Source organism: Streptomyces sp. NPDC086787 (genome assembly GCF_044745865.1).
Taxonomy (GTDB): Bacteria; Actinomycetota; Actinomycetes; order Streptomycetales; family Streptomycetaceae; genus Streptomyces.
Genome location: NZ_JBIVBC010000025.1, coordinates 1 through 26,731, shown reverse-complemented (window position 1 = coordinate 26,731; position 26,731 = coordinate 1). Strand labels below are relative to the sequence as shown.

23 protein-coding genes and 4 pseudogenes are annotated in these 26,731 nt (G+C 65.2%); 6 read left to right on the top strand and 21 right to left on the bottom strand.

Going from position 1 to position 26,731, the window contains the following annotated elements; all coding sequences use genetic code 11:
* Nucleotides 1–13: 13 nt before the first annotated feature.
* Nucleotides 14–268: a hypothetical protein gene (locus tag ACIPK3_RS32565; RefSeq protein ID WP_402575581.1), complete on the top strand. Its 255-nt coding sequence runs from the start codon at nucleotides 14–16 to the stop codon at nucleotides 266–268.
* Nucleotides 269–419: 151 nt separating this feature from the next.
* Here the strand turns inward: ACIPK3_RS32565 and ACIPK3_RS32560 are convergent, their stop codons facing one another.
* A complete protein-coding gene (locus ACIPK3_RS32560) occupies nucleotides 420–1,766 on the bottom strand; it encodes a hypothetical protein (RefSeq protein WP_402575579.1) in 1,347 nt (448 codons plus the stop codon).
* 126 nt (nucleotides 1,767–1,892) lie between these two features.
* Here ACIPK3_RS32560 and ACIPK3_RS32555 point away from each other — a divergent pair, with 126 nt between their 5' ends.
* Entirely contained in the window at nucleotides 1,893–2,267 is a 375-nt protein-coding gene (locus tag ACIPK3_RS32555) for a hypothetical protein (protein WP_402575577.1), read from the top strand.
* Nucleotides 2,165–2,593, top strand: a pseudogene (locus ACIPK3_RS32550) (ATP-binding protein); the annotation flags it as partial. The gene ACIPK3_RS32555 and the pseudogene ACIPK3_RS32550, both read left to right, overlap by 103 nt.
* 95 nt (nucleotides 2,594–2,688) lie before the next feature.
* Here ACIPK3_RS32550 and ACIPK3_RS32545 read toward each other — a convergent pair.
* From ACIPK3_RS32545 to ACIPK3_RS32525, 5 genes and pseudogenes are all read right to left on the bottom strand, one after another.
* Nucleotides 2,689–2,829, bottom strand: a complete 141-nt coding sequence (locus tag ACIPK3_RS32545) for a hypothetical protein (RefSeq protein ID WP_402575607.1) — start codon at nucleotides 2,827–2,829, stop codon at nucleotides 2,689–2,691.
* Nucleotides 2,830–2,869: 40 nt separating this feature from the next.
* Nucleotides 2,870–3,466 (bottom strand): DNA-binding protein, encoded by a 597-nt coding sequence (locus ACIPK3_RS32540; RefSeq protein ID WP_402575575.1) that lies wholly within the window; start codon nucleotides 3,464–3,466, stop codon nucleotides 2,870–2,872.
* Between the two features lie 94 nt (nucleotides 3,467–3,560).
* Nucleotides 3,561–4,016: a hypothetical protein gene (locus ACIPK3_RS32535; RefSeq protein ID WP_402575573.1), complete on the bottom strand. Its 456-nt coding sequence runs from the start codon at nucleotides 4,014–4,016 to the stop codon at nucleotides 3,561–3,563.
* Between the two features lie 17 nt (nucleotides 4,017–4,033).
* Nucleotides 4,034–4,204 carry a hypothetical protein gene (locus tag ACIPK3_RS32530; protein WP_402575571.1) on the bottom strand — a complete coding sequence of 57 codons (171 nt, stop codon included), beginning with the start codon at nucleotides 4,202–4,204 and terminating at the stop codon, nucleotides 4,034–4,036.
* 72 nt (nucleotides 4,205–4,276) lie between these two features.
* Nucleotides 4,277–4,558 (bottom strand): annotated as a pseudogene (locus tag ACIPK3_RS32525) (DDE-type integrase/transposase/recombinase); the annotation flags it as partial.
* Between the two features lie 393 nt (nucleotides 4,559–4,951).
* Here ACIPK3_RS32525 and ACIPK3_RS32520 point away from each other — a divergent pair.
* Together ACIPK3_RS32520 and ACIPK3_RS32515 are read left to right on the top strand one after the other, a co-directional pair.
* Nucleotides 4,952–6,194, top strand: a pseudogene (locus tag ACIPK3_RS32520) (IS256 family transposase).
* A complete protein-coding gene (locus ACIPK3_RS32515; protein WP_328315493.1) occupies nucleotides 6,191–6,634 on the top strand; it encodes a hypothetical protein in 444 nt (147 codons plus the stop codon). The pseudogene ACIPK3_RS32520 and the gene ACIPK3_RS32515 overlap by 4 nt, the downstream one beginning before the upstream one ends.
* 362 nt (nucleotides 6,635–6,996) lie before the next feature.
* On the opposite strand, the gene ACIPK3_RS32510 is transcribed toward ACIPK3_RS32515, so the two are convergent.
* From ACIPK3_RS32510 to ACIPK3_RS32460, 11 genes are all read right to left on the bottom strand, one after another.
* A complete protein-coding gene (locus tag ACIPK3_RS32510) occupies nucleotides 6,997–7,662 on the bottom strand; it encodes an O-methyltransferase (RefSeq protein WP_402575569.1) in 666 nt (221 codons plus the stop codon).
* Between the two features lie 11 nt (nucleotides 7,663–7,673).
* Nucleotides 7,674–8,486, bottom strand: coding sequence for an aspartyl/asparaginyl beta-hydroxylase domain-containing protein (locus ACIPK3_RS32505; RefSeq protein ID WP_402575567.1), 813 nt, complete (start codon nucleotides 8,484–8,486; stop codon nucleotides 7,674–7,676).
* Between the two features lie 49 nt (nucleotides 8,487–8,535).
* Nucleotides 8,536–9,273 carry a 2OG-Fe(II) oxygenase family protein gene (locus tag ACIPK3_RS32500; protein WP_402575565.1) on the bottom strand — a complete coding sequence of 246 codons (738 nt, stop codon included), beginning with the start codon at nucleotides 9,271–9,273 and terminating at the stop codon, nucleotides 8,536–8,538.
* A 56-nt stretch (nucleotides 9,274–9,329) separates the two neighbouring features.
* A complete protein-coding gene (locus ACIPK3_RS32495) occupies nucleotides 9,330–9,734 on the bottom strand; it encodes a hypothetical protein (RefSeq protein ID WP_402575563.1) in 405 nt (134 codons plus the stop codon).
* Nucleotides 9,727–10,869, bottom strand: a complete 1,143-nt coding sequence (locus ACIPK3_RS32490) for an AMP-binding protein (RefSeq protein WP_402575561.1) — start codon at nucleotides 10,867–10,869, stop codon at nucleotides 9,727–9,729. Before ACIPK3_RS32490 ends, ACIPK3_RS32495 begins: the two co-directional genes overlap by 8 nt.
* Before the next feature lie 175 nt (nucleotides 10,870–11,044).
* A complete protein-coding gene (locus tag ACIPK3_RS32485; RefSeq protein ID WP_402575559.1) occupies nucleotides 11,045–12,328 on the bottom strand; it encodes an MFS transporter in 1,284 nt (427 codons plus the stop codon).
* Entirely contained in the window at nucleotides 12,325–13,326 is a 1,002-nt protein-coding gene (locus ACIPK3_RS32480; protein ID WP_402575557.1) for a radical SAM protein, read from the bottom strand. The genes ACIPK3_RS32485 and ACIPK3_RS32480 overlap by 4 nt, the downstream gene beginning before the upstream one ends.
* Before the next feature lie 14 nt (nucleotides 13,327–13,340).
* Nucleotides 13,341–14,558 carry a hypothetical protein gene (locus tag ACIPK3_RS32475; protein WP_402575555.1) on the bottom strand — a complete coding sequence of 406 codons (1,218 nt, stop codon included), beginning with the start codon at nucleotides 14,556–14,558 and terminating at the stop codon, nucleotides 13,341–13,343.
* On the bottom strand, nucleotides 14,551–15,444 hold the full coding sequence (locus tag ACIPK3_RS32470; protein WP_402575553.1) for a GNAT family N-acetyltransferase: 894 nt from the start codon (nucleotides 15,442–15,444) through the stop codon (nucleotides 14,551–14,553). Before ACIPK3_RS32470 ends, ACIPK3_RS32475 begins: the two co-directional genes overlap by 8 nt.
* Nucleotides 15,425–16,813, bottom strand: a complete 1,389-nt coding sequence (locus tag ACIPK3_RS32465; protein ID WP_402575551.1) for a B12-binding domain-containing radical SAM protein — start codon at nucleotides 16,811–16,813, stop codon at nucleotides 15,425–15,427. Before ACIPK3_RS32465 ends, ACIPK3_RS32470 begins: the two co-directional genes overlap by 20 nt.
* Nucleotides 16,814–16,952: 139 nt before the next feature.
* A complete protein-coding gene (locus ACIPK3_RS32460) occupies nucleotides 16,953–17,246 on the bottom strand; it encodes a hypothetical protein (RefSeq protein WP_402575549.1) in 294 nt (97 codons plus the stop codon).
* 776 nt (nucleotides 17,247–18,022) lie between these two features.
* Between ACIPK3_RS32460 and ACIPK3_RS32455 the strand changes: the two genes are divergently transcribed.
* Nucleotides 18,023–18,247: a DUF6233 domain-containing protein gene (locus tag ACIPK3_RS32455; RefSeq protein ID WP_402575547.1), complete on the top strand. Its 225-nt coding sequence runs from the start codon at nucleotides 18,023–18,025 to the stop codon at nucleotides 18,245–18,247.
* Here ACIPK3_RS32455 and ACIPK3_RS32450 read toward each other — a convergent pair.
* The 4 genes and pseudogenes from ACIPK3_RS32450 to ACIPK3_RS32435 form a co-directional block, all read right to left on the bottom strand.
* On the bottom strand, nucleotides 18,224–18,934 hold the full coding sequence (locus ACIPK3_RS32450) for a Ku protein (protein ID WP_402575605.1): 711 nt from the start codon (nucleotides 18,932–18,934) through the stop codon (nucleotides 18,224–18,226). The genes ACIPK3_RS32455 and ACIPK3_RS32450 overlap by 24 nt on opposite strands.
* Nucleotides 18,935–19,609: 675 nt before the next feature.
* Nucleotides 19,610–19,825 carry an LPXTG cell wall anchor domain-containing protein gene (locus ACIPK3_RS32445; protein ID WP_402575545.1) on the bottom strand — a complete coding sequence of 72 codons (216 nt, stop codon included), beginning with the start codon at nucleotides 19,823–19,825 and terminating at the stop codon, nucleotides 19,610–19,612.
* Between the two features lie 14 nt (nucleotides 19,826–19,839).
* Entirely contained in the window at nucleotides 19,840–26,106 is a 6,267-nt protein-coding gene (locus ACIPK3_RS32440; RefSeq protein WP_402575543.1) for a DNRLRE domain-containing protein, read from the bottom strand.
* 404 nt (nucleotides 26,107–26,510) lie between these two features.
* Nucleotides 26,511–26,731, bottom strand: a pseudogene (locus tag ACIPK3_RS32435) (IS6 family transposase); the annotation flags it as partial.

The window sequence follows — 26,731 nt, the reverse complement described above, 5'->3', positions numbered from 1 at the left end:
ATACCGTTTCCCCATGGTTGAGCTTCCGGAAGAGCAGCGTGCCGCCGCACTGAGGCGGGTAGCCGAGATCGGCGCACGCCGCGCGGAGCTACTTGCGGAGGCCGAACGGCTGTACGAGCCCTTGCGTGAGGCGGCTATCGAGGCGGCCCGCGTCGACGCGCCACGGACCCGCATCCGGGAACTCGCCAGGATCAGCTCAAAGACCTTGTACGGCTGGCTCGATGAGGCTGGCCTCGAAGTGCGCAGCACCCGAAAGAACCGCTGGTAACGCCCGTGCTCCAGCGCAGGTCACCGCACCAACGAGCACGCAGATGACTCTAACGCTACCGTCCGCGGAGATGGTTCCGCGAACGGCAGCGTCCCTCTCCTGGTCATGGAGGACGGCCGGGAGGATCCTGGAAGCGTGAGATCAGGCCGTGTCAGACCGCTTTGAGCGCGGTTACCTGCCGAGCGCGTTCTTCGAGGTCCCGGGCGGCGGCAATGCCCCGGTGGGCCGGCAGAGCCTGGAGGAGTGTTTTCAGGTGGGTGTCACCTCGGGCTGAGGAGACGGTGACGTGTTCATCGAGGAATGTGTGCCAGGTGGCGCAAGCAGCTTCTACGTGGCGCATGCGGAGCTGTCGTTCGGCGATGACGCCCAGGCAGTGCAGGCGGCCCTGACGTTCCAGGGGTGAGCGGGCACTGTTCGAGCGGTACAGGGCTGTGATGGATCGGGCGTGGTCGCCCACGTGCCACAGGACGTGTGCCTGGTGGAACCAGTAGGCGGCCTGGTCGTATCCGCCCACGGCGTCGCGACGGTCGTCGGCGCGGGACAGGGCGGTCTCCGCCTCGCTCAGGCGCGCGAGGGCGGTGCGCCGGCCGTTGTCCGTCATGGCGGCGGCAGCGGCCTGCTGTCCGCGCAGGAAGGCGGTGAGGCGGGGCCCTGCGACGGGTGCGGCTTCGGCGGCGGCGTCGGCGAGTTCCAGCCCGCGTTTGCCGTGTCCGAGGTGGGTGGCTTGCAGGCTCATGCCACGCAGGGTGCGGCAGTACGTCAGGTGGTCCTCGGCGCCGCCCGCGAGTTCGAGGGCGCGCAGGTAGTACTGCTGCCCGAGACCCTGCTGATTTTCGTACATGGCCATCCAGCCGGTGAGGTAGACCAGGTCGGCCACGGCGGCGCGCATGTCGCGCTTCACTTGGTCCGTTGCGCTCGCCCGAAGGTAGGGAGCGGCGGTGTTGACCAGCCACGCCGCCGCCATCGGCCGCGCGTGGCCCGCGCCGACTTGGTCCAGGATGTCCGCGAGCTTGTCGGTCATGGTCCGGACCGTTGCGACGTCGGCGGCGCCGATCCGCACGGTCCGTCCGGCGCGCACCGATTCCTGCCGCTCCCGGTTCACCACGTCGTCGTACCGGGGGACTGCGAGTGCGGCCGCGTACATGCCGGTTGCCAGTACGCCCCGGCGTGAGGGATCCATGTCCGCGCGACTCAGATCGATCACGTCCGCCACCACATCCGGCTCAGCGGCTGACTCGCTGGTCGGCCAGCCGATCTCCGCGCAGGTTACGGGCCTTCCGAGGAGTCGCGACAGAGCCTCAGCGATGGCCGGCTGCGCTTCCAGCTTCGGGACGCTGCCTGCAAGCCAGTGAGAGACCGTGGACTTGTCGTAGTGCAGCCGGACACCCAGTTCGCGGCCTACCGCGTTCGTGTGCCGGGCCAGCTGGGCGTTCCCGATTCCTCCCGCCTGCATGAGGGCGGCAAGGGCGTGGTTCGGGGTGCGCGGCCGACGTCCCATCGTGGGCTCCCAGCGTGTTCAACCAGTTCAACGTGACATCCACTGTCCTCTCTATACCCGCCACCGCGCACCGGAGTTGAGTGATTACCAGCCGTTGAGTGATCGCACCGATGTGAGAGAGCCCGCATGACACGACCGTCTGACCCTGGGACCGACCACAGCCGCACTGTCCCGCTCGATGTCGAGACGATCCGCGGCACTTACGAGGCCGTGCTGTGGGATGCCTCGACGGCGCCGGTGCCCGACGTCACCGGCCTGCTCCTGGGCCACGTGCAGCTCCTGGTGCCCGAGCTGGACCAGGAGCTGCCCCGCATGCGCGGAGAATGGCGGGACTGCGCCGTACACGTGCTCACCCGCACCCGCGCACTCCTCGCCGACGACATTGGCCGCACCGACACATGGGCACTCGCCACCCAGTGCCGCGCACTGCTGACACTGCTCTGCCAGCACTCCCGGCCAGCAGACGCCACCACCGCGGCCATCGTCACGGTGGTGGCGTGAGCGCGGTAGCGGCGCCTCGCAGCATGGGTCACCCGGGCTACACCGTGACTATGCCGCGCATCCCCGAGGCGGTACGAGAGGCACGGGTCCTGGCGCGCGTCGTGACAGCCACGTGGGGCCTGGACATCCTGTCAGATGATGCGGCGCTGCTGCTGTCCGAGCTGATGACCAACGCAATCCGCCACGCCCACGGCCGCACTGTCCGGGTCGTGATCGACCGCCCAGCCGACTGGTACGTGCATCTCGCCGTGGTCGACCGGACACCCTCACGACTGCCCGAACTGCGCACACCGGATCCCGGTGACACCACCGGCCGGGGCCTGCGCCTCATCGAGCACACCGCGATGCGGTGGGGCTATGTCCTTCTGGGCGGGGTGCGCCCGCAGGCGAAACGGGTATGGGCTGAACTGGATGCCCGGCGTCACGACGCCCTGGGGTGCGGGACCCTGACCGGCACGTGGCGGAAGCTCTCGCCCTGGTCGCCGCCGCAGGTGCTCCGGCAGTCCGGTAGTGCCTCCAGACCGGCGGCGCCGATCCGGGAGGGGATGTCGCCCACAGCCACGGGGTCGATGCCGCCGTCCATGAGCGACGGACGGCGGTCGTCACTGGGCGGGGGTGCGGGCGGCCTGCGTGAGCAGGCGTTGCCAGGTGCGGGTGGAACTGCCGTGCTGTTTGGCCAGGGCGGTAGCGAGGTGCGTGCGGGGGGTCTGCGGTGATGCGGTGAGAGCTTCTGCAGCGATGTGCAGGCGGGGGTCGCCTTCGTAGGCGTGGGCCTTGTTGGGGTCGGCTTTGCCGAGGGGGCGTCCGCCGCCCTGTCCCTGGCGGGGAGGGGTGTCGCGGCGGGTCTCGATGTCCCGGCGGGTCCAGAGGCGGAGGCTGTAGACGGTTGTGCCTCGTGGGAGGTAGTTCTGGCTGGCGTAGGCGCGGACGGTGCCGGGTGTCACTCCGAGCAGGGCTGCGGCCTCCTCGTCGTTGAGCAGATCGTCGGGGTGTGGCTCGGCGGGCAGTGAGGGGATGGGCTGTCCGGTGAGGAAGGCGTGCGCCTGGGCCTGGTCGTAGACGTGTACGCGGCTGTCGAAGAGCGCGGGCACGCGTTGCCGGAATCCGGGTGCGTCACGGCGTCTCCAGGTGGCGAGCGGGACACCGGCCTGCTGGGCGATGTCCCGCTCGTTGATCACGGGGCGGTTGCGGGGGATCACTCGGTTGTGTTCCTTCAGGTCGTCGCTGCCAGGGCGCCTTGTACGCTGGTGAGGCTTCCCTGCGCCGGCGTCATGTCGGTCGCGGAGATGCTGGTTAAGGGCCGGTGGTGTGCCGGGCCGCTCGTGAGCGGCTCTCCGCCGGCCCTTTCGCGGTCCGCTGCTTCCAGCGCTGGACCTCCCGTGGGCTGCGGAGCCGTACGACCTCGACGCCGAGGCTGGCGGTCTCGGCCACCTGTCGGGCGTAGCGGGGCCGGTTGGCGCGGTACTCGCGGATGGCGGTGCGCAGGAGTGACCGGCGGGCGAAGAACGCAGTGGACCAGGTGAGACGCCGGGCCTGTGCGCTGTCCTCGCGGCCGGCCAGCTGACGCAGGCTGCGGCGGGTGATCCGGTACAGGATCAGGGGCAGCGGGAAGTCGAGCCAGATCAGGGTGTCGGCCCGGTGCCAGACGATGTCTGCGAGCTTGGAGAAGTTCCCTTCTGAAGCTTCCCCTTGATCGTGGACACCTGGAGACTGGGACCTTGAGGTTCCAGAGGAAGTAGCACCAGACACCTCACGATGCCAACGCGTCAAGCGGCAGCGACCAGTGCGGTGGGGAAGGCGGTGTCTTCGTCGAACAGCTTGCGGTGTTGAAGGCAGTGATAGAGCTGGCCGATCATGCGGTTGAAGCAATGCCACGAAGTTAACGCCGCGGCCGCCAAGTCAAGCCCGGTGCCGAGATGGATGGTTCCGGCGGGCACTGTCACGTTGTTGGGTACGTGATCGCTTGTTGGTGTGTCGGGGTGTGGTGGGGCCGGGTTTGGAGTCTTGGGTCAGGCGGCGGGCTGGTCGGCCGCGCCGGTGATGTGGTTCCCGATGGTGAAGCGGAGGGTCATCTCGAAGCGGTGCTGAGCGGCGGTCAGGAGATGGCGTCGGGGCCTGAAGTGGGGTGAGATGCCGCTGAACGCGGACAGGAACCGTTGCGCAGCGCCGGGCGAGCGGAGGTACTTCATGGCGCGTTCGCGCTGGCGTGTCGGTAGGTGGCTGTTCTCGGCCCGGTTGTTGAGCCCCTTGTGGGAACGGTGCTCGACGGAGGCCATGAGTTCGCGGTGGGCGACGGGGCCTTGACCCGCCACTCAGCTCCTGCGAGCCCTGCTCGCCTTGACGAACCTCGAAGTCAACCGCTGACGGATGATCTTCGCCGTGGCCTCCCGCCCACGACCAGCATGAGCGCCCTGAGGATCGGCCACACCAGCCCTTTGACCTGCAAGTTCAAGTTGGCGGAGGCTCAAGGGACACGGACGGTTGTCGGCGGGCCGGCGATCGACAGCAAATGCTTCCGCTCACGTCCCACCGGCCTCAACAGGGCGGTGGGGAAAAGACGTTGAGCAATGCTGGAGACCTGTGGATCAGTTCCGGCAGGAACGTGCAAGGCGTACCTTCCCGAATGATCCTTTGATGGTCTCCGAGTAGGCCCGCGTTGCAGCGCGGGTCGGGAAGGCACGCCCGTGCTCAGCGTAATCACTGACGACGGCTCGACCCAGTCCGGCTCCTTGATCGACGAGATCGTCCGCGAGGGCGCCCGTCGGATGCTGGCCGCCGCGCTGGAGGCGGAAGTCAACCAGTACATAGCCGAGTTGGCTGCCGAGACCGACGAGCGTGGGCACCGCCTGGTCGTCCGCAACGGCCACCACCGGCCCCGCACCGTGGTCACCGCGGCCGGCCCGGTCGAGGTCACCGCGCCGCGGGTGAACGACCGACGCGTCGACGACGCAACGGGCGAGCGCAAGCGGTTCTCCTCGAAGATCCTGGCTCCGTGGTGCCGCAAGTCGCCGAAGATCTCCGAGGTGCTGCCGCTGCTCTACCTGCACGGACTGTCGTCCGGGGACTTCGTCCCCGCGCTGGAGCAGTTCTTCGGCGGCGCCGCCGGCCTGTCCCCGGCCACTGTCACCCGGCTGACGAAGCAGTGGAGCGACGACCATGCGGCCTTCCAGACCCGGGACCTGTCCGACCGTGACTACGTCTACGTCTGGGCCGACGGCGTGCACCCGAAGGTCCGCCTCAGCCAGGCGCACTCGTGCGTGCTGGTCCTGCTCGGCGTGCGACTGGACGGCACGAAGGAGCTGATCGCGCTGGCTGAGGGCCTGCGGGAGTCCACCGAGTCGTGGGCCGACCTGCTGCGCGACTGCCGACGCCGCGGCATGCGCGACCCCGAGCTGGTCGTCGGCGACGGCGCTATGGGCCTGTGGCGGGCGCTCGCCGAGGTGTTCCCGGCCGCAGAGGTGCTGGGTTCACAAATCCCGCAACGTCACCAACTGCCTGCCCAAGTCCGCGCAGCCGGGGGCGACGAAGGCGATGCAGGAGATCTACAACGCCGAGGACCGCGGCCACGCTGAGAAGGCGATCGAGGCGTTCGCGAAGACCTACGGCGCCAAGTTCCCCAAGGCCGTCGCGAAGATCACCGACGACCGGGAGGAACTGCTCGCGTTCTACGACTTCCCGGCCGAGCACTGGATCCACCTGCGGACCACGAACCCCATCGAGTCCACGTTCTCCACGGTCAAGCTGCGAACCAAGATCACCCGGGGAGCCGGCAGCCCGGCGGCCGCGCTCGCGATGGTGTTCAAGCTCGTCGAGTCCGCCCAGGCGCGATGGCGCGCGATCACCGGCGCCCACCTCGTGGCCCTGGTCCGTTCCGGTGCGCGCTTCGAGAACGGCGTCCTGGTCGAGCGGGTCGAGGTGGCGGCATGAACGACGTGTTTGCGGCACTTGAAGCGCTGACTGACCGTGATCCGAACCGTCGGGATGTCGCCGCCGCCGACCTCGGGGACCGCCTGCGCGGCACCGCACTCGACACCGACACCGCCCGCCTGGTCGTCGGTCGCCTGGTCAGCCTGGCCCTCAACGAATCAGTGACCAGGGTCCGCGAGTCCGCCCTGAACTCGATCAGCGAGGCGTTCAACCACCACCGCCTGCCACTGGACCTTGTCGAACCCCTGGCGTCCGCCATGCCGACGATGGAGCGCGAACTCCTCGAACACGCTCTCTACATCCTCGGCGCCACCCACGACCCGCGGGCCCGGCTGCTGATCGAGCCGTTCCTCCACCACTCCGACCCACAGGTGCGCGACGAAGCCGGGCTCGCAGCAGCCGAGATCCCCGCGTCGGAAGGCCCCACCCACAACTCTTGACTATTGCTCAGGGTGGGGCCAGGTATGCGGATGCCCCATCACAGTCAGTTCGACGGGCGCGGAGTGTAGTCAGATGAAGACGCGGGATAGGGCGCGGACTCGCCTTCAAGGGCCGAGGTTGACGCCTCCACCAACTGCGGCCGTGTGTGTCACGGTCCCGTGCGACAACACCCGCCCGGAGGACCGACCCGTGCAGGGTCACCCGTGCGGGAAGACGGCCCCATGCTGGTCGTCGATCCGTCGGCACTTCTCCCCGGCCCTATGAGGTCTCCGGACGCCGATGTGCGGCTCTGGGTGTAGGTGCCTGTGGCGATGACCAGCAGGCACCTACAGCAACGACCTGCGCCCAGCATCCGTGATGGTCAGCAGATCCGCACAGCGAGCATGCCGTCATGTCCTCGCTTACCGACTGTCTGGAAGACCACTCCGTCGACTCGATCAGAGCCACCGACCAGCTCGAGTAGCCGTTGCGTCGCGCGGACGGCGCCATTTGACGTCCCCAGGTTTCGGACCTCCCCGGACCTTACGACGTTGTCGAAGACAATGACACTGCCGGGGCGACTGAGCTGCAGGCAGCTCTCGAAGTAGGTCACGTTGTTGTGCTCGTCGGCGTCGATGAAGAAGAAGTCGAATGGCTCGACCTTCTCCGCGACCAGCAGAGCCAATTGTTCAGAGGCGTTACCCAATCGCACCTCCACCCGATCATCAAAGCCAGCCGCCTTGATGTTGTCGGCGGCGATCACGGCATGCAGCGGATTGTTCTCGATGGTCACCATGCAACCATCCTGTGGCAGCGTCTTTGCCAGCCAAAGTGCGCTGTAGCCGGCCAAGCTTCCCACCTCGAGAATCCGCCGGGCACCGACCATCTTCGCCAGAAAGCTGACTTGCTTACCCTGCAGCGGCGAGATGTTGATGGCTGGGAGGTCCGCCTGCTCGCTTACGTGGAGCGCTCGTGCCAGGTCAGGGTCGGGCGGACAGAGCAGACCACTCAGGAACTCTTCCGTTTCGAACCAAGCTTCGGCAGTCATGACAGATCCTTCTACGAGGCGAGCAGTGTGGAAGAACCCCGATTGGCCGAAGTGTCCATCTGGTGTGCCCAGAAGTGCCGCGAGTACATTCGCCGCCACACGCCCATCATGTAGGTCAGCGCCTCGATCTCCGGAGCGGACAGGTCTGGGTGCCAGAAATCGAAGAGCAGCACCGTCCGCCGTTCATCGCCTTCGTTCCAGACCTCATGCTCAAAGGAATCGTCGAAGACGAACGCCTTACCCTCCTCCCAGGCTCGCTCCTCTGTCGCAACTCGGATGCGAGAGCCCTCGGTCGCAACCAGCGAAAGGTGGCACCGCAGGTGGGCGTTGGTGAAACCGGAGTGCGGACGAATGTGTGTGCCGCCCAGGATGGTGGAGAAGTAGGTCATACCGCAGTCAGCTCCCCCCGGAATCTCCGAAAGCGTCTTCAGCGTCTGCGGGAATGCCGCAACGTTTTTAGAGTACGGCCGGCCAATGCACGATAGATACAACGCACGCCACTTGCCATCCTGGGCCAACCCTGTCGGATGTGATACAGCATCGTCTGCGCCCACCTTACGGGCCTGCAACTCCTCAAGAATTGCGGGCGCAGACTCCTCGAGCCGGTCGAGCCAAGGGAAGTCGCTACGATTCCACCACGGCCGGGCGGCCAGGTCCGGAAAGTAGATCTCCGGGGACTGCTCGCCACCTACCTCGCCGATCCGCCCTTTGGCGGTGATTTCTAGGCCCTCTCTAATCCGCTCGACCTGCTTCGGGTCGACCTTCCCCTGGACGAGCCATCGCTCGAACTCCCGGGGCCCTTCGGTGATCCACAGTTCTTCCATGATCTTGTTTCCAATCTAGCGAGGAATCGGGGCGCGCGAACCGAATACTTCAGTTCGAACCGAGCATGGACGTCAGGCGGTCGATGTTGCGACCGGCGGATTGCTGCCATCTATCCGGGGAATGGGCGGCAACGAACCCTGTCATCGTCTGTCGCAGGGTCTCTCCCGCCGTGTGGTCTACCCGGTGAATGCAGTGGATGGTTCCCTCCTTGACGAGGACCAGTCGATTTGGCTTGGGCACGATGGCTGTCAGGGCGTGCGAAGCCAGGCTCGCCTTCGCCTCGACGACCTCCAGCGGGGACATGCCTGTTGTGTCGAGGTTGATGGCCGCCGGATCGACATCCAACAGAATGAGCTCGCCAGCCCAGGACGCCTTCCACTCCTCGTGCAGGAAAAAGACGAACTCCCCCTGCCGACCTGTGGCTACATCGTTGTGCCAGCCGAGCCGGCTCCCTGCGGGGTACTGCCAAAAGCTGAATCCGACGACAGACCAGTCTTCCCCGGCTGTACCGAACAGGTCGGGGTGCGAGCGGAGCTCTTGGAGGATCGCCGCGTGGGCGCCTGGCGGTGTGCCGTTCCCCTGTACGTCAACCGCCAGTTCCACAGAATCCTGTCGTAGCAGCGCGCCCCGTGAGCGCAGAGCAGGCCCGTCAGCCTCTGGATAGACGACGCTGGCAACCCGATCGAACTGCCTCCGTTTCATGAGCGAACGGATCTCGTCCAGGTCGTCCGACAACAAGAAGTCGTCGATGATCCGGAATCGCTCACCGCTTGCAACGAGTCTCATGTGACTGTCGACCTCTCTTTTGAACCTGGCCTACTCGTGGCATGTGTCCTGGCGGCTCACTTCTCAGGGCTGAGCCGGTTGCTTCGTTCGCTCAGGCATTGCGTCAACGCACGGGCAAGGCCTAGGACCGTACGTGATTGTGGGGTCGTAGCCACCGCATCGAGGAGGAGGACGTCGTAGGTCTCCTCCAGCACCGTGAGTACTTCCAGCCAGGTCAGGGAATCGATCCCAAGCTCTGCGGGCGTCCTCAGCAATGCGTCTTGGCCTGAGGTGAGCAAGCCTCGCAGTCGGGTCAAGGCGGCCTTGTCGGCCCCAGCATTGCCGGCCGCGGCGACAATCACTTCGACCACTGCTTCTACCGTGACCTCGGCTTCCCGTTTATCCTGTCCGGCATCTCGTCCAGTGCTCAGCTCTATGTTCTGCCCGTGGACACCACTCGGTGACAACGCCTCGTCATGCATCGCGCTTGATCCATTCCATGAGCGCGGACCGGTCCAGTTTTCCGAGGTTGGTTCGCGGTAGTTCGTCAAAGATCCTCAGGTGCGGAGTGAAACCGGGCGGTGTGGTGGTGTGCAGCACCCATTCCACGGCCTCTCGCGACGCCGGCATCCCGCCCACTACAGCGAAGACGTCTTCGAACTCAGTGTTGCCAGACCGCGGGAGGACCGCGAACACTATCTCCGTCACACCCTCGATCTTGCCGAGGGCAGCTTCGACCGGGCCGACGTTAATGAACTTCCCATTGGCCCGTAGAGCGCCCGGCTTGCGTTCGATGAACCACACCTGGCCTGAGGCATCGCGATCGACGATGTCTCCCGTGTTCCAGAGGAGCGACTCGCGTGTGGGCTCATGGGCGTAGCCGAGTACAGGGGTTCCCGTGCGAACGACCAGTTCACCGCGAGACCCAGACTGGGGGTTGACGATGCCGACGGACGGGATTGGTTGACCGATCCCGCAGGTGCCTATGAATATTCCGCCGGTCTCAGTTGATCCATACCCTCGCGTGATAGGAACGCCGAAGCGGGCTATGCACGCAGCGTCAAGCTCCTCGGAAACCGGGCCCGCGCCAACCAGGATTGCCCGCGGCTGGCTGTCGCCCCGCCGCCTAGTACGTGTGAGTAGGCGCAGTAGGGCTGGGGTGACGGCAAGCTTGGTAGCAGCTCCCCGATCCAAGTCCACGGCGACGCCTGCGGTGGTGGTGAACGGACGTAGGTCAACGCAGCAGCCGGACAGTAGTCCAGCGAGTGCCACTCCGGAGCCGAAGGAGTGTGCTGTCGGTACTGGGATCCGTACGGTGTCCTCGGCGCCGAGCCCCATCCCTCCGCGGTAGCCGATGTGCTCCGCGAGGAGGCTGTCAACGCTACGCCTCGCCAGCTTGGGCTCGCCGGTAGACCCCGAAGTCTCGTGTACGAGTCCAAGGGCTGTGGACACGCGTGCTATCTCTTCCCCGCAGCTCTGCACCACGACCTCAGCAGTCCGGTCCACGGTGGAATCGGGAGTAACCACGAACGACGCATCGTCCACCTGTATCTCCGACGGCTCGCGGGGAGTTACCCATGCGGCTGCCCCGACGCTCCAGCAGGCCGCTACGGCCACCAGGAGAGTGTCTGGCGCTAGACCGGCGAGGAGGACAAGGTCTCCGTCCCCGACCCCGGCCTTCAAGTACTGCTCTGCACACCGCTCAATGCGGGCGGCAGCAGGTTCGGGGCGGTGCATCCCACCGAACCGACCGCCGGACGACACAACGGCGTTGGCCAGTTTCCGGCGCGCCTCAGACATTGGGAACCGAAGCAGGTGCTGAGGCCTGGATCAGCCGGTCCACTCCAACAATAGGAAATGCCGTGAAGAAGGCCCCCACCACACCGATCCACATGCACGTCACGATCCCGAGATGTGAGCCGAGCCAGCCGGCCAGGATGGATGCGAAAGGCATGCTTCCCCACACGACAAACCGAATTGATGCTGTCATCCGGGCCAGCATGTCTTTGGGACAGATCCTTTGCCGGACGCTGACCTGGGTGATGTTGAATGTAACAGCGCCCCAGGTCATTCCGAATTGCCCAAGGATGAGTAGCCCGACCGGCAGTGCGATCGCCGCTTCCCGAAGAGATCCAGCGATCGGGAATGCCACTGTGGAGAGACCTGCCAGGATCAGGCCAACTGACATGACTTTGCCAGCACTCAACCGTGCGCGGATCTTTGAAAGGGTGAACGACGCGATAAGGCCACCAAGAGTGCCGACTCCAAGCACTATTCCCATGACGACGGCTCCGAGTCCCAGCGTCTTGAGGATGAGTAGAGGCATCAGCGTCATGATGATCGTGGCGAAGAAGTTCGACACCCCGACTGAAATAGTCAGCCGCCTCAACACCGAATGTCCCACGACGAGCCGGACACCAGCGAGGACGTCCTGGGTAAGCCGGGAACGTCTCTCTTCCTGCTCGCTGCGGGATGGCTCGGTGTCGTTGATCGTGGCGAGGAATCCGACGCATACGACGTACGCGACTGCGTCGATGGCGAGCACCACAGGAGCGCTGACCACCTTGAGGAGCAGTCCCGCGATGGCCGGCCCGCCAGTCGCGGAGACTTGGGCTGATGACTCCAGTCGCGCGTTGGCCGACTCGATGGCCTCTTCGGAAACAATGTGCGGAACATAGGATTGATAGGCAACGTCGAAGAAGAGTGACGCAATGCCAACTATGATCGCGACGGCATAGAGCCACACCAGCGAGAGGTGATCGAGAGCCCACAAGGCTGGTATGGACGCCAACGCAACTGCGCGCACCACCGCCGCTTTGATCATTGTGGGTCGCTTAAGCCAACGGTCGACCCACGCGCCCGCCGGCAAGCCAATCAGGAGGTAGCAGGCCGTGAGCGAGGCGGTGAGATAGCCAACCTCCTCGGGGCCTGCGTGCAGGGTCTCGATCGCAACAACGGGCAACGCCAGGAGCCCGAATCGCTGGCCGATTTGAGAGAAGGACTGAGCGGCCCAAAAGCGCAGGAACCGACTGGTGCGAACTTCGGACATGGCGGTGTCCGAAACGGACGTACTCACGTTGCGGGCTCCCCACTCATGAGGTATTCGTCGATGAACACCGATCCACGCAGTTCGAGTCCTGAGGCCCTTACCAGGCCCCGCACGTGATCCAGCGTCACGACAAATCGGTCCTTCCCGTAGATCAGATAGCGCTTTTGGTCGGTGGCGCTGGAGAAGTTGACCGTCATCACGTTCGCGCCGGCGTCAAGACCGCGTGACTGTCCTCCGCTGCCGACTCGCTCCAGCGCACTGACTGAGGGGATCAACAACTGCGGGTAACACAGTCGGAGGAGGGCAATAATGTTCAGCGCCAGTTCGTTACCCCCAACTGGCGACAGACTCAAGGGAGTGTTCGGAGCGGGTATGAATGGGCTCACACTGCACATGTCTACGCCGAGCTCACCCGCCAACTCGATGTCGTCGACGATGCTGTCCAGCGTCTGCCCCGGAAGGTCGGAGATCAACCCGGTGCCGACCTTGAATCCCACCTCTTGAAGGTCACGCATGCACCGCAGGCGACTCTCGAGTGTCTCGTGGCGCATTCTGAGATGCAGAGCAGGGTCGCTCGTCTCGTGCTTGAGGATGTAGCTTGTTGCGCCTATCGAGCGCAGCCGCTCGTACTGCGCGCGCTTGAGGTTGCCGATGTTCAGCAGGATCTCAACCTGGTTGTTGTAAAGCCGTCGAATCCGCGGGATCGCGTCCTTCAGGATCGGCAATACTGACGGCGTCTCGCCACCCTGCAGCAGAACCACGTCGATTCCACTGTCCCGGATCAGTCCAGCCATTTCGACGATTCGGTCTGCAGTCAGGAAGTAGGTGTCATTCTCGCGAACGTTGTCACGACGCATCGGGCAGTAGTCGCAATTTACGCGACAGACATTGGTCAGCTCGATTACGCCGCGCAGAACGACGGTCGACCCGAAGTGCAGGTCGCGGGCCTTGCGGCTCTCCGCAAACAGTTCCTCCTGCTCAGAGCCATTGACCAGTAGTAGTCTGCGCATCTCTTCACGGGTCAACACAACGCACCTTCTCACTCGCGGATTTCGGGCATTTCCACCTCAACAACCATGTGCGCCATACGTCCAGGATCAGCCTCCGCATGGACGTACGTAGTGATCGCATCGACCATGGACGGCCGGAACAAGATCTCCCGAGGCGCATCATTAACGGTCACCAGGACTCGGCCAGGATCAATTAACCGGTCGCTAAGGAAGACGCAGATTCGTGAACAGCCGGACGTGCGGACGTCCAAGTGCTTGCGGTCCACGACTCGACCTTCCACGGTTGCCGTCTGTCCGGGAATTATGTCCTTGATTTCCACCCAATGCGCCCGGCCATTCTCGCTCTCGCGGGCATGGTGTCGAACGCGCAAGGGCCATGGCGTACGCCTTGCGGAGCGAAAGTAGTGCACGATCTTATCGAACTGCGGATTTCCTGGGTCGATCTGCATCGTACTCAGTTTGTGTTCCCCGTCAGGCACTTCGACCAGCGAAATCCTTTGGTGCCCCATCCGCCTCAGTTGTGTTACAGCTTCCGTGTCAAGGATGGGCGCAATCTGCTGGTCCCGGCTTCCATGAACCACTGTGAATGGGAGGTTCACGAGATTCGGCAGGAGTTCACGCATCGTCTGGTCTGGCCCGAACATCTCCCAGATCGAGGGTGCACCATTGATCGAAGCTGCCATGGCGAGACTATCCCAACGGCGCGACGCTATACCCCAAGTTGCAATCCCACCCATCGAAGCACCCACAAGGGCACAATGGTCCACGTCAATGGCGAGGTTCTCTCGGGCCCAACGAAACGCTCGAACCGGAAAGTCACCCGGATCTGTTGTCCACCGCGCCTCATTGAATCGGCTGCCGAAAAGACCCGCCAGATCGAAATTATTGCTCCCGCCGATTGGTTGGTGCGCTGTTGGGCAGAGCAACACCGCGCCGCACGCATCGGCAAGAGGTTGCATGTACGGCTCCATCTCCGCACCTGAGCCTCCAGCACCATGCAAGGCCACAATCAAGCCCAGGGGATGGCCGTCTAGGGTCGGTGGAACGTATAGCTCTGTTCTCGTTGACCGACCCCACGCGTCCAGCAACTCCACGGCTTCCGAACGACGCCGCTCACCCGCGGCGGCTGTTGATAGCAGCAGCTGCTCTAGGCGATACGCATTGAGCCCCTGTTGTTCGAACAGCTTGGCCGCCGCCTCAGGAGTCTCGGTGAGACAAATGTGGCGCACTGCATGTGGTTCAACCATGGAACGTCGGCTCTGTTGCTGTCGAACGCCCCGTCTCACTCATGGTCTCGTCGCCCTCAAAAGAGAGAACGCCCAGATTAACCGGCGAACGACTCAATCTCTGAGCCCCCATCCCAGCCAGGGACAGAGCGGCGTGGAGGTCCGCTGCTTCAAAAGAGATCTCCATGGCAGTCGCACCAGTCAGCATCGCGGTCTCCTCAGCAGCGGCCACGAGGGTATCCAGATCGTCTATCGAACGGCACGGGTTGCCACTCATTACGAGCCGGGAGCGGTCCACGACCCAGGCAAGGTGAGTTCTAGCCGAGCCGTCCTGTCGGATACCGAGCAACTCCCGGACGGGGCCCACACTTTCACCGCCGAGCGGGACGGTCAGGGTTCCAGCTGTGGGGCGGAGCGTCCTGGGACCGGGGGGCGTGAAGGTGCTCGCAGACGGGAGCTGGATGAGGTATCGATGCAAGAGAGGGCTGGCCGGCCGAAGCCGGAGCCGTGCCGCGAGACGGGCCTCAGGCTTGTTTGGCTCGACCCAGGCGGCGACACCCCTGTACCCGGCCTGCCGGGCCCAGTCCCGGATAGCGAACACGACGCCAATCCCGGCCCCGGAACCGCGATACGCGTCGTCGACAAAGACCCCCTTCAACAACAGGTACTGATGCCAGCGCATGGCCCGATGCGCCGCCGCCACCGTCCCATCTGGGGCGAACAGGCCCATCCAGCAGTAGTCGGCCTCGGCCTCGAGCTCACGGCTGATGACTTCCGCATCGACATCTTCAAACGGACAAAGTTGTAGAGCGGTTGCGGTTTCCCCCTGATGGAGGCGGCGTGCGATCAGCTCGGATCCGAAGTATCGGTGGGAGAACGATTCCGCACTATTGGCTGCAGCAGTCATTGTCTCCGCCTTTGCTCGCCAGCGCAAGATAGGTCATTCCGGGAGGCGGCGCAATCGTGCGCGTTGCATCCTCCACCCGCGCCATTTTACGGGCCGATGCTCGCCCCGCCATGAGATTCATCATGAGCTCAGGGCTGACGAACCGGGAATCCAAGTCCTGAATTACCCAACTGAAGACGTTGAGGTCAAAAGGATAGAAGGTGGGGTAGAGTAGCCGATCTGTTTCCATTCCGAGATGACGCGCGAGAGCCGTTTCAGGCAAGACTCGATATCCGACATGCATCACCAACTCGTCATCTTCGAGATTCGCATTAATGAATCCAGCGCTATTACGTACCGACTCGCGAGTCTCGCCGGGACCACCGAAGACGACGTTCACCTTTATTGGCAAATCATTCTTACGACTCCGGTCCAGGAACCGGGACACATGTCGAGTCGTGAATGATTTCCCCAGATTGCGCATGACTGAATCATCGAGGCTGTCCGGCGAAACTACAACAGCCTCCACACCGCTACCCTGAAGCAGCTCACCGAAGTGGTCATCAAAGGGTTTCGGGGTAAAATATGCCGACCATGTCAGGCCGTCCAGCGCAAGTTCCCTGACCAGCTCTACTACGTCTTTTGCGTATCGTAGCTCACTGTTAAATATGCCGTCAGTAAAGAAGATTCGGCGAAATCCCTGGTCGTGAATTCCTCGTATCTCTTCTGCCAGCACGTCGATGGGTTTGAGGTCGCCAGTGTTGTCACCGTCGATGTGGGCATATGGGCAGTAGGCACAGGTCTGGTAGCAGGTTTTACGGCGGGTCTCCACGCCGATCATCGCCTGGTATGCGTTTGAGTAGGCCGCCATGAGCGAGGACGGGTGCCGCAGCGTGTCTGTGAGGAAGCCGCAGTGTCGCCTCCCTTGCAGCACATCTCCCCTTCCCTTAAAGGGCTTCGGGTCCGCCGCAATATCCAGCATGACCTGCTCGCCGGGGCCGATGACTCCTACGTCCAGACCCAACTTGCCGACGAGGGTGTTGCCGAAGAGACTGAACCCCGGCCCGCCGCCGACTAGTACCGGATCCAACCCCCGCCGGCCGAGTTCCATCCGGATGCGTTCCGCGAAGGCGATGTATTCGTCGACGTGAGTGCTGCACGTGATGTCGATGGGGTCAATGTTTCGAATTGTGAACCCAATAACGTCCCACTCATGGTAAAGCCACTCAAGGTCAACCAGGCTGTTTGGCTCTTCAACAAAATCCACAAGGCGCGTCACGTGGCCCGCACGGTCCAGCGCGTCTTGAATGCATCGAACGCCGATAGGGAATATTGGCTGGTTCCCGTCCATGGGAAGGCTTGCAAGGTTAACCAGAAGAACGCGTGACATACAGCACCTCCTCACCCAGAGAAAAAGCCGGAGCGCAAAGACCCGCCAAAACGGTATGCCCTTGCGCCCCAGCCGAAGGCGCGACCAGCCATTTGGCAATCAAGCTCTGCTACCCGGCTGCGCAGCGCCAGATTTCAGTTCAGCCGCAGGACGGATTCGACATCGTGATGAGGAAGTCCGAGTCGACCAGCTCGAAGAGGCGCTCACACGCCTCGTCGAAGCGCTCGGCGTCGACCAGCATCAATGCCTCCATGGCCTCCTTCTCAATGGCCATCCCTGCCTCGGCGAGGGTCTCCCGCGGCTTTTCCTTCAGCGCAGCCCCGAAGGATTCATCGGAGGCGAGGCGCGCTACGAGTGCCTCCAGGGTCTGGGCGGCCTTCTCGGCCTCCACAACCTGCGCGGCAGTGAACGGACTTGCAGCAATCTGAGGCATTACTACATCCCTTCTTTCGGCATTTATCGACCATTGAAGATCGACTGTGTCGAACGTATCAATGCGCCGAGTTCGGCATCAATACCAAGTGACGGCTGGGCGCCACCACCGTGGCCAAATGTCACCTACTCTGATTGTCGGATATCACCCAGATTTCCACATGTGCCTACTGTTGATCTGTGGAGGCTTTTGCTCTATTGCATGCAATTAGCGGTGTATATCCCCGTTCGCAAAGCCGTACGCATCGGTGTGGCTGGAATTCGACTGCCTGTCACGCACCAGTGGCCGACGGAAAAGTATCCAGATCGCCCCAAACTGATCGCCTGACGCCCGTAGTCTCGTTGAGCGGCACCGCCCGGCTCTGAGAACCACCGCCGCCCAGCTCGTCGCCACCGTCTACCGACGGCACCTCAGATGCATCGGCCGGGGGGACCGCTTCCAGGTCGGCAGCGTTGACCGCAAGCTGATCAGCTCTGCAAACCACCGAGGGTCTGCGTAGGCGAGTTCTCGACCAAGATCACGCACTCGCCAAGAGGCAGCACGCCCGAAACAGGGACGAAGCACCTGTCCGAAGGGGGTCGCCTCGATCTACCCCACAGTTGTCGAGAGCCGACCCGCGGGAGGCGAAGCGATCTGCGATCGCTACAACGAGCGACGCCCTTCCGCCGAATAACGTGCCTAATGTCCCTGCATGCTACACAAGCCGCTGAACTGCAGAAACACTTGACAACCCAAGATAACCGAGGCGGCAGGTCGAGCAGGAGCGGGGCCGCCGGGTGAAGCCCGCACCGCCGGAGTGGATCGTCGAGCTCGGGATCGGCGTGGGCCGGCCGCCGGTGCAGCTGCACCGCGGCACCTGCTACATGGCGGGCAAGCGGCGCCGCCCTGTGAAACGGGACGAGGCCCGGCGCCTGCTCACCGGCGGCACCGGGGCGTGCTCCCACTGCCGCCCCGACGCCGGGCTGGGGATGATCGACTTAGGCACTGCGCGAGCGGCGTGAAGGCGCCTTCTTCGCTGCCGCCTTTCCCGTCTTCTTCGCAGCTGCGGTCTTCTTCGCCGGCTTCTCACCAGCCGTCGTCTTCTTCGCTGCCGCCTTCTTCTTCGGCATCTCGTGCACGTCGGCCTCAGCCTCGGGCTCCTCGCCGCGAGACACCCTGGCCCTCGCCACCGACTCGTTGAGCGCGGCCATCAGGTCCAGCATCTGGCCCGGCTCTGCCGGCTCCGGCACGGCGGGCGGGGTGCGGTGCTCCCGCTTCGCTTCGATCATCGCTTCCAGCGCCTGCGTGTAACGGTCGGCGAACTCCTCGCCCTCCAACTGGTCCCTGGCCAAGCCCTCGATCAGGAGCAGCGCCTCGTCGACCTCCTGCTGCGAGACCTCACCGGCGGGCAGGGACAGCTCGGCCGGGGAACGGACTTCGTCGGGCCACCGCATCGCATGCAGCACCATCACGGGGCCCCTGACCCGCAGCAGACCCAGGCGCTCCCGGCCACTCCAGGCGAACTTGCCCACCGCCACCCGTTCTGAACGCTCCAGAGCGCGCCTGAGCAGTTCGTACGGCTTGGCCGCGATCTGCCCATCGGGTTGCAGGTAGTAGCCGTCACCGATCCGGAGCGCGTCGATTGAATCCCACGGCACGAACCCCAGGATCTCGATCGCCTTCGCGGTCGGCAGCGGGAGGTTGCGCAGTTGCTGAACAGCGCACGAAGATCCTTGCCTGTCACGCCCATCCCCCTGCTTTGATCGACCCGGGCCAACTTATGCGGGCCGAGGGGCCCTTGGGAAAGCATCTCTCGATTCGCCGGGCCTTCACGAGACGGGCCCGCGGAAACACCGCTACATAGACGGAGAGGACCGCAAGCTGATCGCGGGTGGCGCGGGGGCCATACTCGGCTCGGGTTCGCTCTCCAGATGTGCACCGGGCGCTACATCAAGGGCGTCGTGGAAGACACGCGCGCAGGGGCGGTCCGCGCGCGGGAGCGGCCGCCGCCCCTGACGTTGCGGAGGGCGGGCGAGATGACCGCGCCGAAATTCGGTGTCGGCAGTACTGCGGCGGAAATCCAGTCGGATGTGAGCCTGGATGGTGGCCAGAGCCGACGGGGGGTGCCGCGCGCGAAGAACGGCATACGAAGGGGGCCCTCCGATGATGGAGGGCCCCCTTGTCGTGAGGGCCAGGTTGCCACAGCTCGCGGTTCCGGCGGTGCACTGCGTGGCTCGGCGTGGGCCTTTGACACCTGCGGCACAAGAGTCGATGCGACCGCCAGCCGGGTGCACGCAGAGCTCAGCTGCTGGCTGCTTGACGATCGAACAGCCCATTAGGTGTGGTGCGGGTCTGGAATCGGACCCGCACCACACCGATGTGTGTCACAGCGGCAGGTTGTGCTTCTTTCTTCTGCGCCGCTGACTCAACGCGGCCAGAGCGAAGATCGCTCCGATTCCGATGGCGAACGGCAGAGTGCCGAGGGCCTCGCCAGTCGCTACGAGCTCCACGACGTAGAAGAGCACTCCGACCAGCAAACCCGTGTAGACCGGATGTCGGGAAGCCCACCTGCGTGTATGCACACGCGGATCAGAGATCATGTCCCTTCCACCTCTTAGTAGTGTGGCCATCTGTTCGTGTATCCCCCGTGCCCCCCGCGCCACCATCCGCGGAAACCCCTCCAGCCGCTACGTATTTTGGTGGCATATTTCGCAGCCTTTCCAGCGCCGTAGCTGATCAGACCGTCGCGGGCTCCACGCCAGGTACTCGCCCAGTAGCCGCCGATGTGGCGCTTCCGCTTCTTGGTGCCGTAGTGGTAGGCCAACCAGCCAGTGACAGCACCGGCGCCAGCCGCGCATGCTGGCGCTCCCCATCCCTCTGTGACGAACGAGCACCCGATGGCCAGCCCCAATGAAACCGCGCCCTGGTGGTGCGCCACAAAGTGTCCGACCCTGCGCTTCAAACGGTTAAACCAGCCCCATCGGCCGTCGAGGTCGTAGCGGTTGATCGGGTCGCCGTTGCAGTATTCGTAGGCGTTGGCGTTGCCGCCGTAGACGGGGTCTGTCGAGAGGAAGCGTCCGGTGGTGGGGTCGTAGAGGCGAATGCCCATCAGAGTGACACCGGCGACCGTCTCACTGGAGCGCTGTTTGCCTCCGAGCCAGCCATAGCGGGTGGCGGTGGTGCTGTTCTCCTGGTTGCCGTACTCGTCGTAGGCGAGTGCGGTGGCGGCTGTGGCGGTGTCCAGGGGGAGCTGGACGGTCACGTCGCCGTGGATGTCGGTGAGCTGGAGGACGACGCTGCCGGTGGCGCTGGTGGTGGCGTCGAGGTCTCCGCTGCTGCCCTGCACGTTGCGGGTGAGGGTGCCTGCGGATTCCTGGGTCCAGTCGGGGCTGTCGCCGTCCGCGCCGTAGTGGTTGGTCTTGGATCCGGTCTGGGTCCAGGTGCCGCTGCTGTTGGACTCGGTGGTCCAGGTGGCGAGGCGGCCGGCCGCGTCCAGGTTCCAGGTCTGCCGGCTGGTGCCGGAGGTCTGGGTGCGGACGAGGTCGTTGGCGTAGTAGCCGATGGTGGCGCCGGTGGCCTGGGTGGTGGTGCGGCCGAAGGCGTCGTAGACGATACCGGAGTTCACCAGGCGGTCGGCGCTGTCGTAGGTGTACGACGTGGTCGTCGCCCCAGAGCTGGTGCAGGCGGAGCCGACGGCGCTGGTCGCGGTGGCCAGGGCGGTGCGGTTGGTGTTGTTGTCGAAGGTGTAGTCGCGGCGGGTGCAGGCTCCGTCGGGGTCGCTGTCGTCGGCGCGGGTGAGGCGTCCGGTCGCGTCGTAGGTGTAGGCGCGGCTGCGGGACTGGCCCGCGGTGTCCGCGTCGGTCACGACCTGGCCGTGGACGCTCTCGTCGACGCTGTCGGAGGCGACCACGGAGGAGTCGCTGTCCTTGGTGTAGGTGCGGGAGGTCTCCGCGCCAGCCTCGTCCTGGCCGATGGTCAGGGTGTAGCCGCCGGGCAGGGACTCGGTGACCAGGTCGCCGTCGCTGTCGTAGGTGGCGGCGAAGGCGCCGGCGACCGAGTCGGTGCGGGAGGTCTCCACACCGCGCGGGTCCTTGGCCGTGTCGTAGGTGTAGGTGGTGGTCGATGGGGCCGAGTCGCTGGTCTGGGTCACACGGCCGAGCGCGTCGTACTGCGTGCTCGCGGTGTTGCCCGCGCCGTCGGTGTAGGAGATCTCCCGTCCGAGCTGGTCGTAGGTGTGGGTGATGGTCTGGGCGTTCGAGGTGACCGTGGCCACGTCACCGCTGTCAGTGTCGTAGGTGGTGGTCACGTCCGGGACCGCGGTACCCACGCCGCCACTGACCGCCGTCTTGGTGGCACGGCCCGCACTGTCATAGGTGTTGGTGGTGGTGCGGGTGACGGAGTTGGCGGTCTCGGTGATCTTGGCGGTGTTGCCCCAGCGGTCGTACTCGACCGTCTTGGTGGGCAGCTGGCTGGGGTTGCTGCCGCCGCCGGTGATGCTTGCGGCAGGGCCGGTGGAGCAGACCAGGTCCGCCCATTCCGGCTTGGCGTTGCAGGTGCCGGTGCCGGTCGCCGCGTAGTACGTGGTGACCGTCGCCCCGGCGTCAGTGCCGGACGACTTGGGCAGGGTGGTCTTGGTGACCCGGCCCTGCGAGTCATACGACGTGGTCTTGGCCAGTATCAGGCCGTTCGGGTCGGTGGTGACCTTGGTGGACAGGCCCTTGGCCCAGTCGTATGCCGTCTTCGTGGTCCGTGTGTCGCCGTCGGACGGGTAGCCGTCCACATAGGCGCCGACCACGCTCGTGGTGACCTGGTTGGTGACGGTGGCCGTGCCGTCGCTCGGACGGCCCTCGTCATAGGTGTTGCTGGTGTGCTGGCGCGCCGGGACACGGGTGCCGGCCGCCAGGTCGGTGCCGCCGGTGCCCGCCTTCAGGGTGGAGGTCAGGGTCACCTGGTGCAGCGGCCCGTACTCGTCCGTCTCGCGCAAACCGTCGGAGGAGTACACCGAGCGGGTGGCAAGCAGGTCGGCGCGGTCCGCAGTGGTCATCTGGTCGATGCTCAGCGCCACCTGGTCCGTCAGACCGTCACCGCTGGTGGCCAGCGCCAGCTCACGGTTGCCGGCGGTCAGCTCACGGACCGTGTTGCCGTACTGGTCGTACTCCGTGGTGGAGATGTGCCCGCCGGGGGTGGCGGTGTTCACCTCATGCCCGGAGGCGTCGGTGTAGGTGACGGTCGCCCGCTTGTAGTCGGAAGCGGCCAGGTCACTGCCGGTGTTCGACGCCGGCACCGCGTCCGCCGGGAACACAGCGGTCGCATCCGCGGGAACGTCCGTCTGGCCCCAGGCCGAGACGTCCGACGCGGCCATCGAGTTGGGGGCCTTCGAACCGGACAGCGGAACGTCGTAGACCACGCTGGTGACCGCGCTGGTGCCGTCCGTGGTGCTCTTGCTGCCCGCCGTCAGGTTCGGGCGGGACGTCTTGAGGAGCATGCCGTCACCGGCGGTGGCGGCGTTGCCCGCCTGGCCGTAGGTGAACGTCCACGCCAGCTCACCCGGCGGGGTCAGCGTGGCGACCCGACCGGCGGAGTCGTAGGTGTAAGCCGTCTTCAGGGCGGGGCTGACCCTCGGGTCCCACTGCTCACGCAGACGGCCCGAGGTGTCGTAGGAGTATTGGGACACCACGGTGGCCGTGGCCGTCGAGGCGCCCGGGTCGGTCGCCCACTCCTTGATCTGCTTGACCTGGCCGTTGTAGTCGCCCAGCGCGCCGGAGGTGGCGGTGGTGGAGGATGCGTAGACGAACTCGATCAGGCGGCAGCCCTTGGTCGACGGCGTCGTCTCACACGTCGAGGACGAAACGGCTGAGGTGGGAGCGATGAGGTACTTCGGACGTGCGAGGGTGTTGGTGCCGGCGGTGACCTTTTCCGAGACCACCTTGGTCGTGGAGTTGTCGGTCGGCAGGTAGGTGCTGGCCACCTGCCAGGTCGTCGCCGCCGAGTCCACCTTCGCGAACGTCGTCGTCGTGCCCTGGTCGTCCTTCAGCGTGAACGAGCCCGTGAGAGAGCCGGTCAGAGTCAGGTCCTCCGAGCCGGGCTCGGGCTTCCAGCCGCCCGACGAGGTCGCCGTGAAGCCGGTCTCATCGCCGTCCACATCCACCAGAGCGATGGACGTGGCCGAGGTCCGGCGGACGTAGGCCCAGTCGGAGTCGGTGATCTCCGCAGTCGTGCCGGAGTTCCACTGCGGACCGAAGATAGCTACCTGGCCCTCCGCATCCGAACCTGCCGTCGGACGGCGGGAGGACGCGGTACGCGAGACAGAGAGGCCGAAGCCGGAGGCATCGGTGTCGGAGAGCGTGTAGTCGCCGGTGAGCGTGTTCACCGAACCAGGGCCGACGTTCGCGCTCGGCGCGGTGCCGGCGTTGCGGTCCACGGTGATGGTGTGCGGCTGCGAGTACGCGGTGATGCTGCCGTCCGTGAACGCCGCCCGGACGTCAACGGGGCCGTCCTGGGACAGGCTGTCGGTGACATCCCAGGTCAGGGCTGCCGGGGAGCCGTTGGACACGGCCACGGGCCAAGCAGTGAGGGCGGAGCCGTCGGTGGTCTTGGTGACGTCCACGAACGGCACGGAAGCCCAGGAGTCCGTCTCGCCGCGCCGGTACTGGTAGGTCACGCCGGTGTAGCTGGTCTTGCCGGTTGAAGTGAGGCTGACGCGGCGGGCGGCGCTGTCCCCTGCGCCCGGGGTGAGCAGGCCCGCGCCGTCACCGACACCGAACGCATAAGCGGTCGTCGCGGTCGACAGGTTGCCGCCGGAGTCGATCGTCTTGGCGTAGAGCTTGTGCCAGTCCTCGCCCGGTTTGATTGTGATCGTCAGCGCGTCGCCACCGCTGCCGTCCGTCGTGTCGTACACACGGCCCGGCACGGTGGAGTCGTCCAGACCCCAGTAGTAGCCCTGGCCGTCCGTCGACGAGGTGTCCAGTGTGCAGGTCGCGCCGCTGTCGGACTTCGTGGTCCACGTGCTCGCGCTGTAGGGAGTGCAGGTGATGGCCGGCGCGGCGGGCAGGCCGGTGTTCAGCACGAAGGTGGTGTAGCCGGACCAGGAGCCGTAGTCGGTGCCGTCGTAGCCGTGGACCCGGTAGCGCAGATGGGCACCTGCGGGGAAGGCGTTCGCGGACGGGACGGTCAGGGTGGAGGTGGCGCCGGACGCCACCGTCTTGCCATACGCGGTGTAGGAGTAGGTGGTGTCGGCGAAGGCCGGGTCCGCGGTGATCTCGAACTGCGCCTGGGCGTTGCCGCCGTCCGCGTCCGTCACCTTTGTCGACAGGGTCGGCGTCAGGGAGGTGACGTACCGCTTCCCGTTGTACGCGTTCACCGCGCTCGGGGAGATCGCCGCCGAGGCCGTGGTGGCGTAGGAGTTGTAGGTGACCGTCAGGTGCGGCTCGACCGAGTCGTCCCCGGATATGTAGTTCGCCGAGCGGAACCGGCGCCAGGTCGTGGCGTCCGTCTCGCTCGCGCCGCGGATCTGCAGGCCGTAGTTCGTCGAGCCATCCGCCCAGGCCTGCACGATGGCGTCGATGTCGAAGTTCATCGTGCCCGCCGGGCAGGACGAGCTGTAGCCGAGGGCGGCCTTGTTCGTCACCGCGCCGGTGGTCGTGGTGGACGGCTGGGCGGCCCAGGTCACCGACGAGGACGACCACGACGACGTGATCCGGCGCACCTGCGTCCCCGCGCCCGAGGTCGAGCAGGTCGAGGAATAGTACGAGTACAGGGCCAGGTTGGTGTCGGTGATGTGCTTGCCCGCGAACCTGGAGGTGTCGAACATCAGGTACGAGCGGGCCACATTGCTGCCCGTGTCGTACGTGCCCGACTTCAGCTCCGCGGAGGAGACCTGGGAGTCGGGGTAGTCCGGGTTCTGCACCCAGGTGTCCGTGGTCACCGCGAGCGTCGACGTCGGGTCCACGGTGACCGGGTACGTGGCCGTGGCCAGGAACGACGCATCGGGCGTGAGTACCAGCGACTGCCGACCGCTGTCATCGGTGTCGATCTTCGTCGCGACGCGGTCCACGTGCTCCGGCTCGCCCGACACCTCGTTCTTGGTCGAGTCCCACATCATCGGCGCGGGCGCCTCGGCGACCAGCTTGCCCGCCGTGTCCTTCAGCAGCAGGTGACCGGAGTCGGCCTGGGACAGCTTCAGACCGTCAAGGTCCAGCGGGATCCGGTACGAGACCGTGCCGTCGGCCGGTGCCTGGCCGAGGGTGATGTTCTCCGAGAAGCCCTGCGCGAGCGCGGACACCGAAAGGGTCTGACCGCCACCGAGCGCGTAGGAGGCGGTGTTGTGCTTCACGGTGGGAGTGGGGAGCTTGTCCTCCCAGCCCAGACCGAACGACGTCTTGCCCTTCGAGACCGACGCCAGATCTGTGTCACCACCGTCGGACACCGCCACATCCGCGGCCGCCGACTCCGGGGTCAGGCTCGCACCGGTGTCGGACAGCGAGGTGTCGACGTTCTTCCACGAGCCGTCGTCCTGCTTGACCCGTACCGGACCCGCATACGTCGTCGTCTGCAGCGACCCGTTCGGCAGCGCGAACGTCGACGAATCAGCCGTACGCTCCGACAGGACCTCGATCTTCCGGTCCTGCAGCCGGGCCGTCAGCACCGCCGACGCCTCGTCCCGCGCCTCCGCCGGACCCGACGCCTTCACCGACGCCACCGACGCGGACGACGCCGACTCGGCCCCGACCGCCATGGCCTGCCCGGTCGACTCCACCACCAACGCCGTCTCAGCGGCCAGCAGCAGCGACACAACCCCCGCCACCTGACGCAAGCGTCTACGCCGGAACGGCGCCCGCCCCCGGAACAGGCCCGAAGACCCGCCCCCCGCCCACAGTCTCATCACAGTTCCTCTCATCAGCCCTCACACGAGGACCGGAGGAGAAGATCTACACGCTGAACCCGAGCGATCTTGAGGCGGGAGTGACACGACACCGTAAGGCCGCCTCGACAGCGGGCGATATGAACCGGAATAGGAGACTCCAGTTCCCACAGCAGACCCTCGAAGGCCAACCCGCCGGTAATAGGAGGGTAAAGCGCACTTGTTATGCAACCTTGACACTGTGCGGTCTATTGAGCCTCCTCTCGCCTGCGAAAGGCTATGAGTAGCCGTTGCACGACCGACTCGGGCTTGACGAAGGGGATAGATGCCCTGACAAAGCCGGGGGGCGTACCAGGGCGCTGTCACGTTGTCGGGGGTGTGGTCGTCTGGGGGTGTGCCTGGGTGGTCGGGTTTCGGGTCTTGGGTCAGGCCGCGGCAGGCTGGATGGCCGCGCCGGTGAGGTGGTCCCAGAGGGTGAAGCGGAGGGTCATCTCGAAGCGGTACTCAGTGGCGGTCAGCAGATGCCGTCGGGGCCTGAAGTGGGGTGAGATGCCGCTGAACGCGGACAGGAACCGTTGTGCGGCGCCGGGCGAGCGGAAGTACTTCATCGCGCGCTCACGCTGCCGCGTCGGCTGGTGACTGTTCT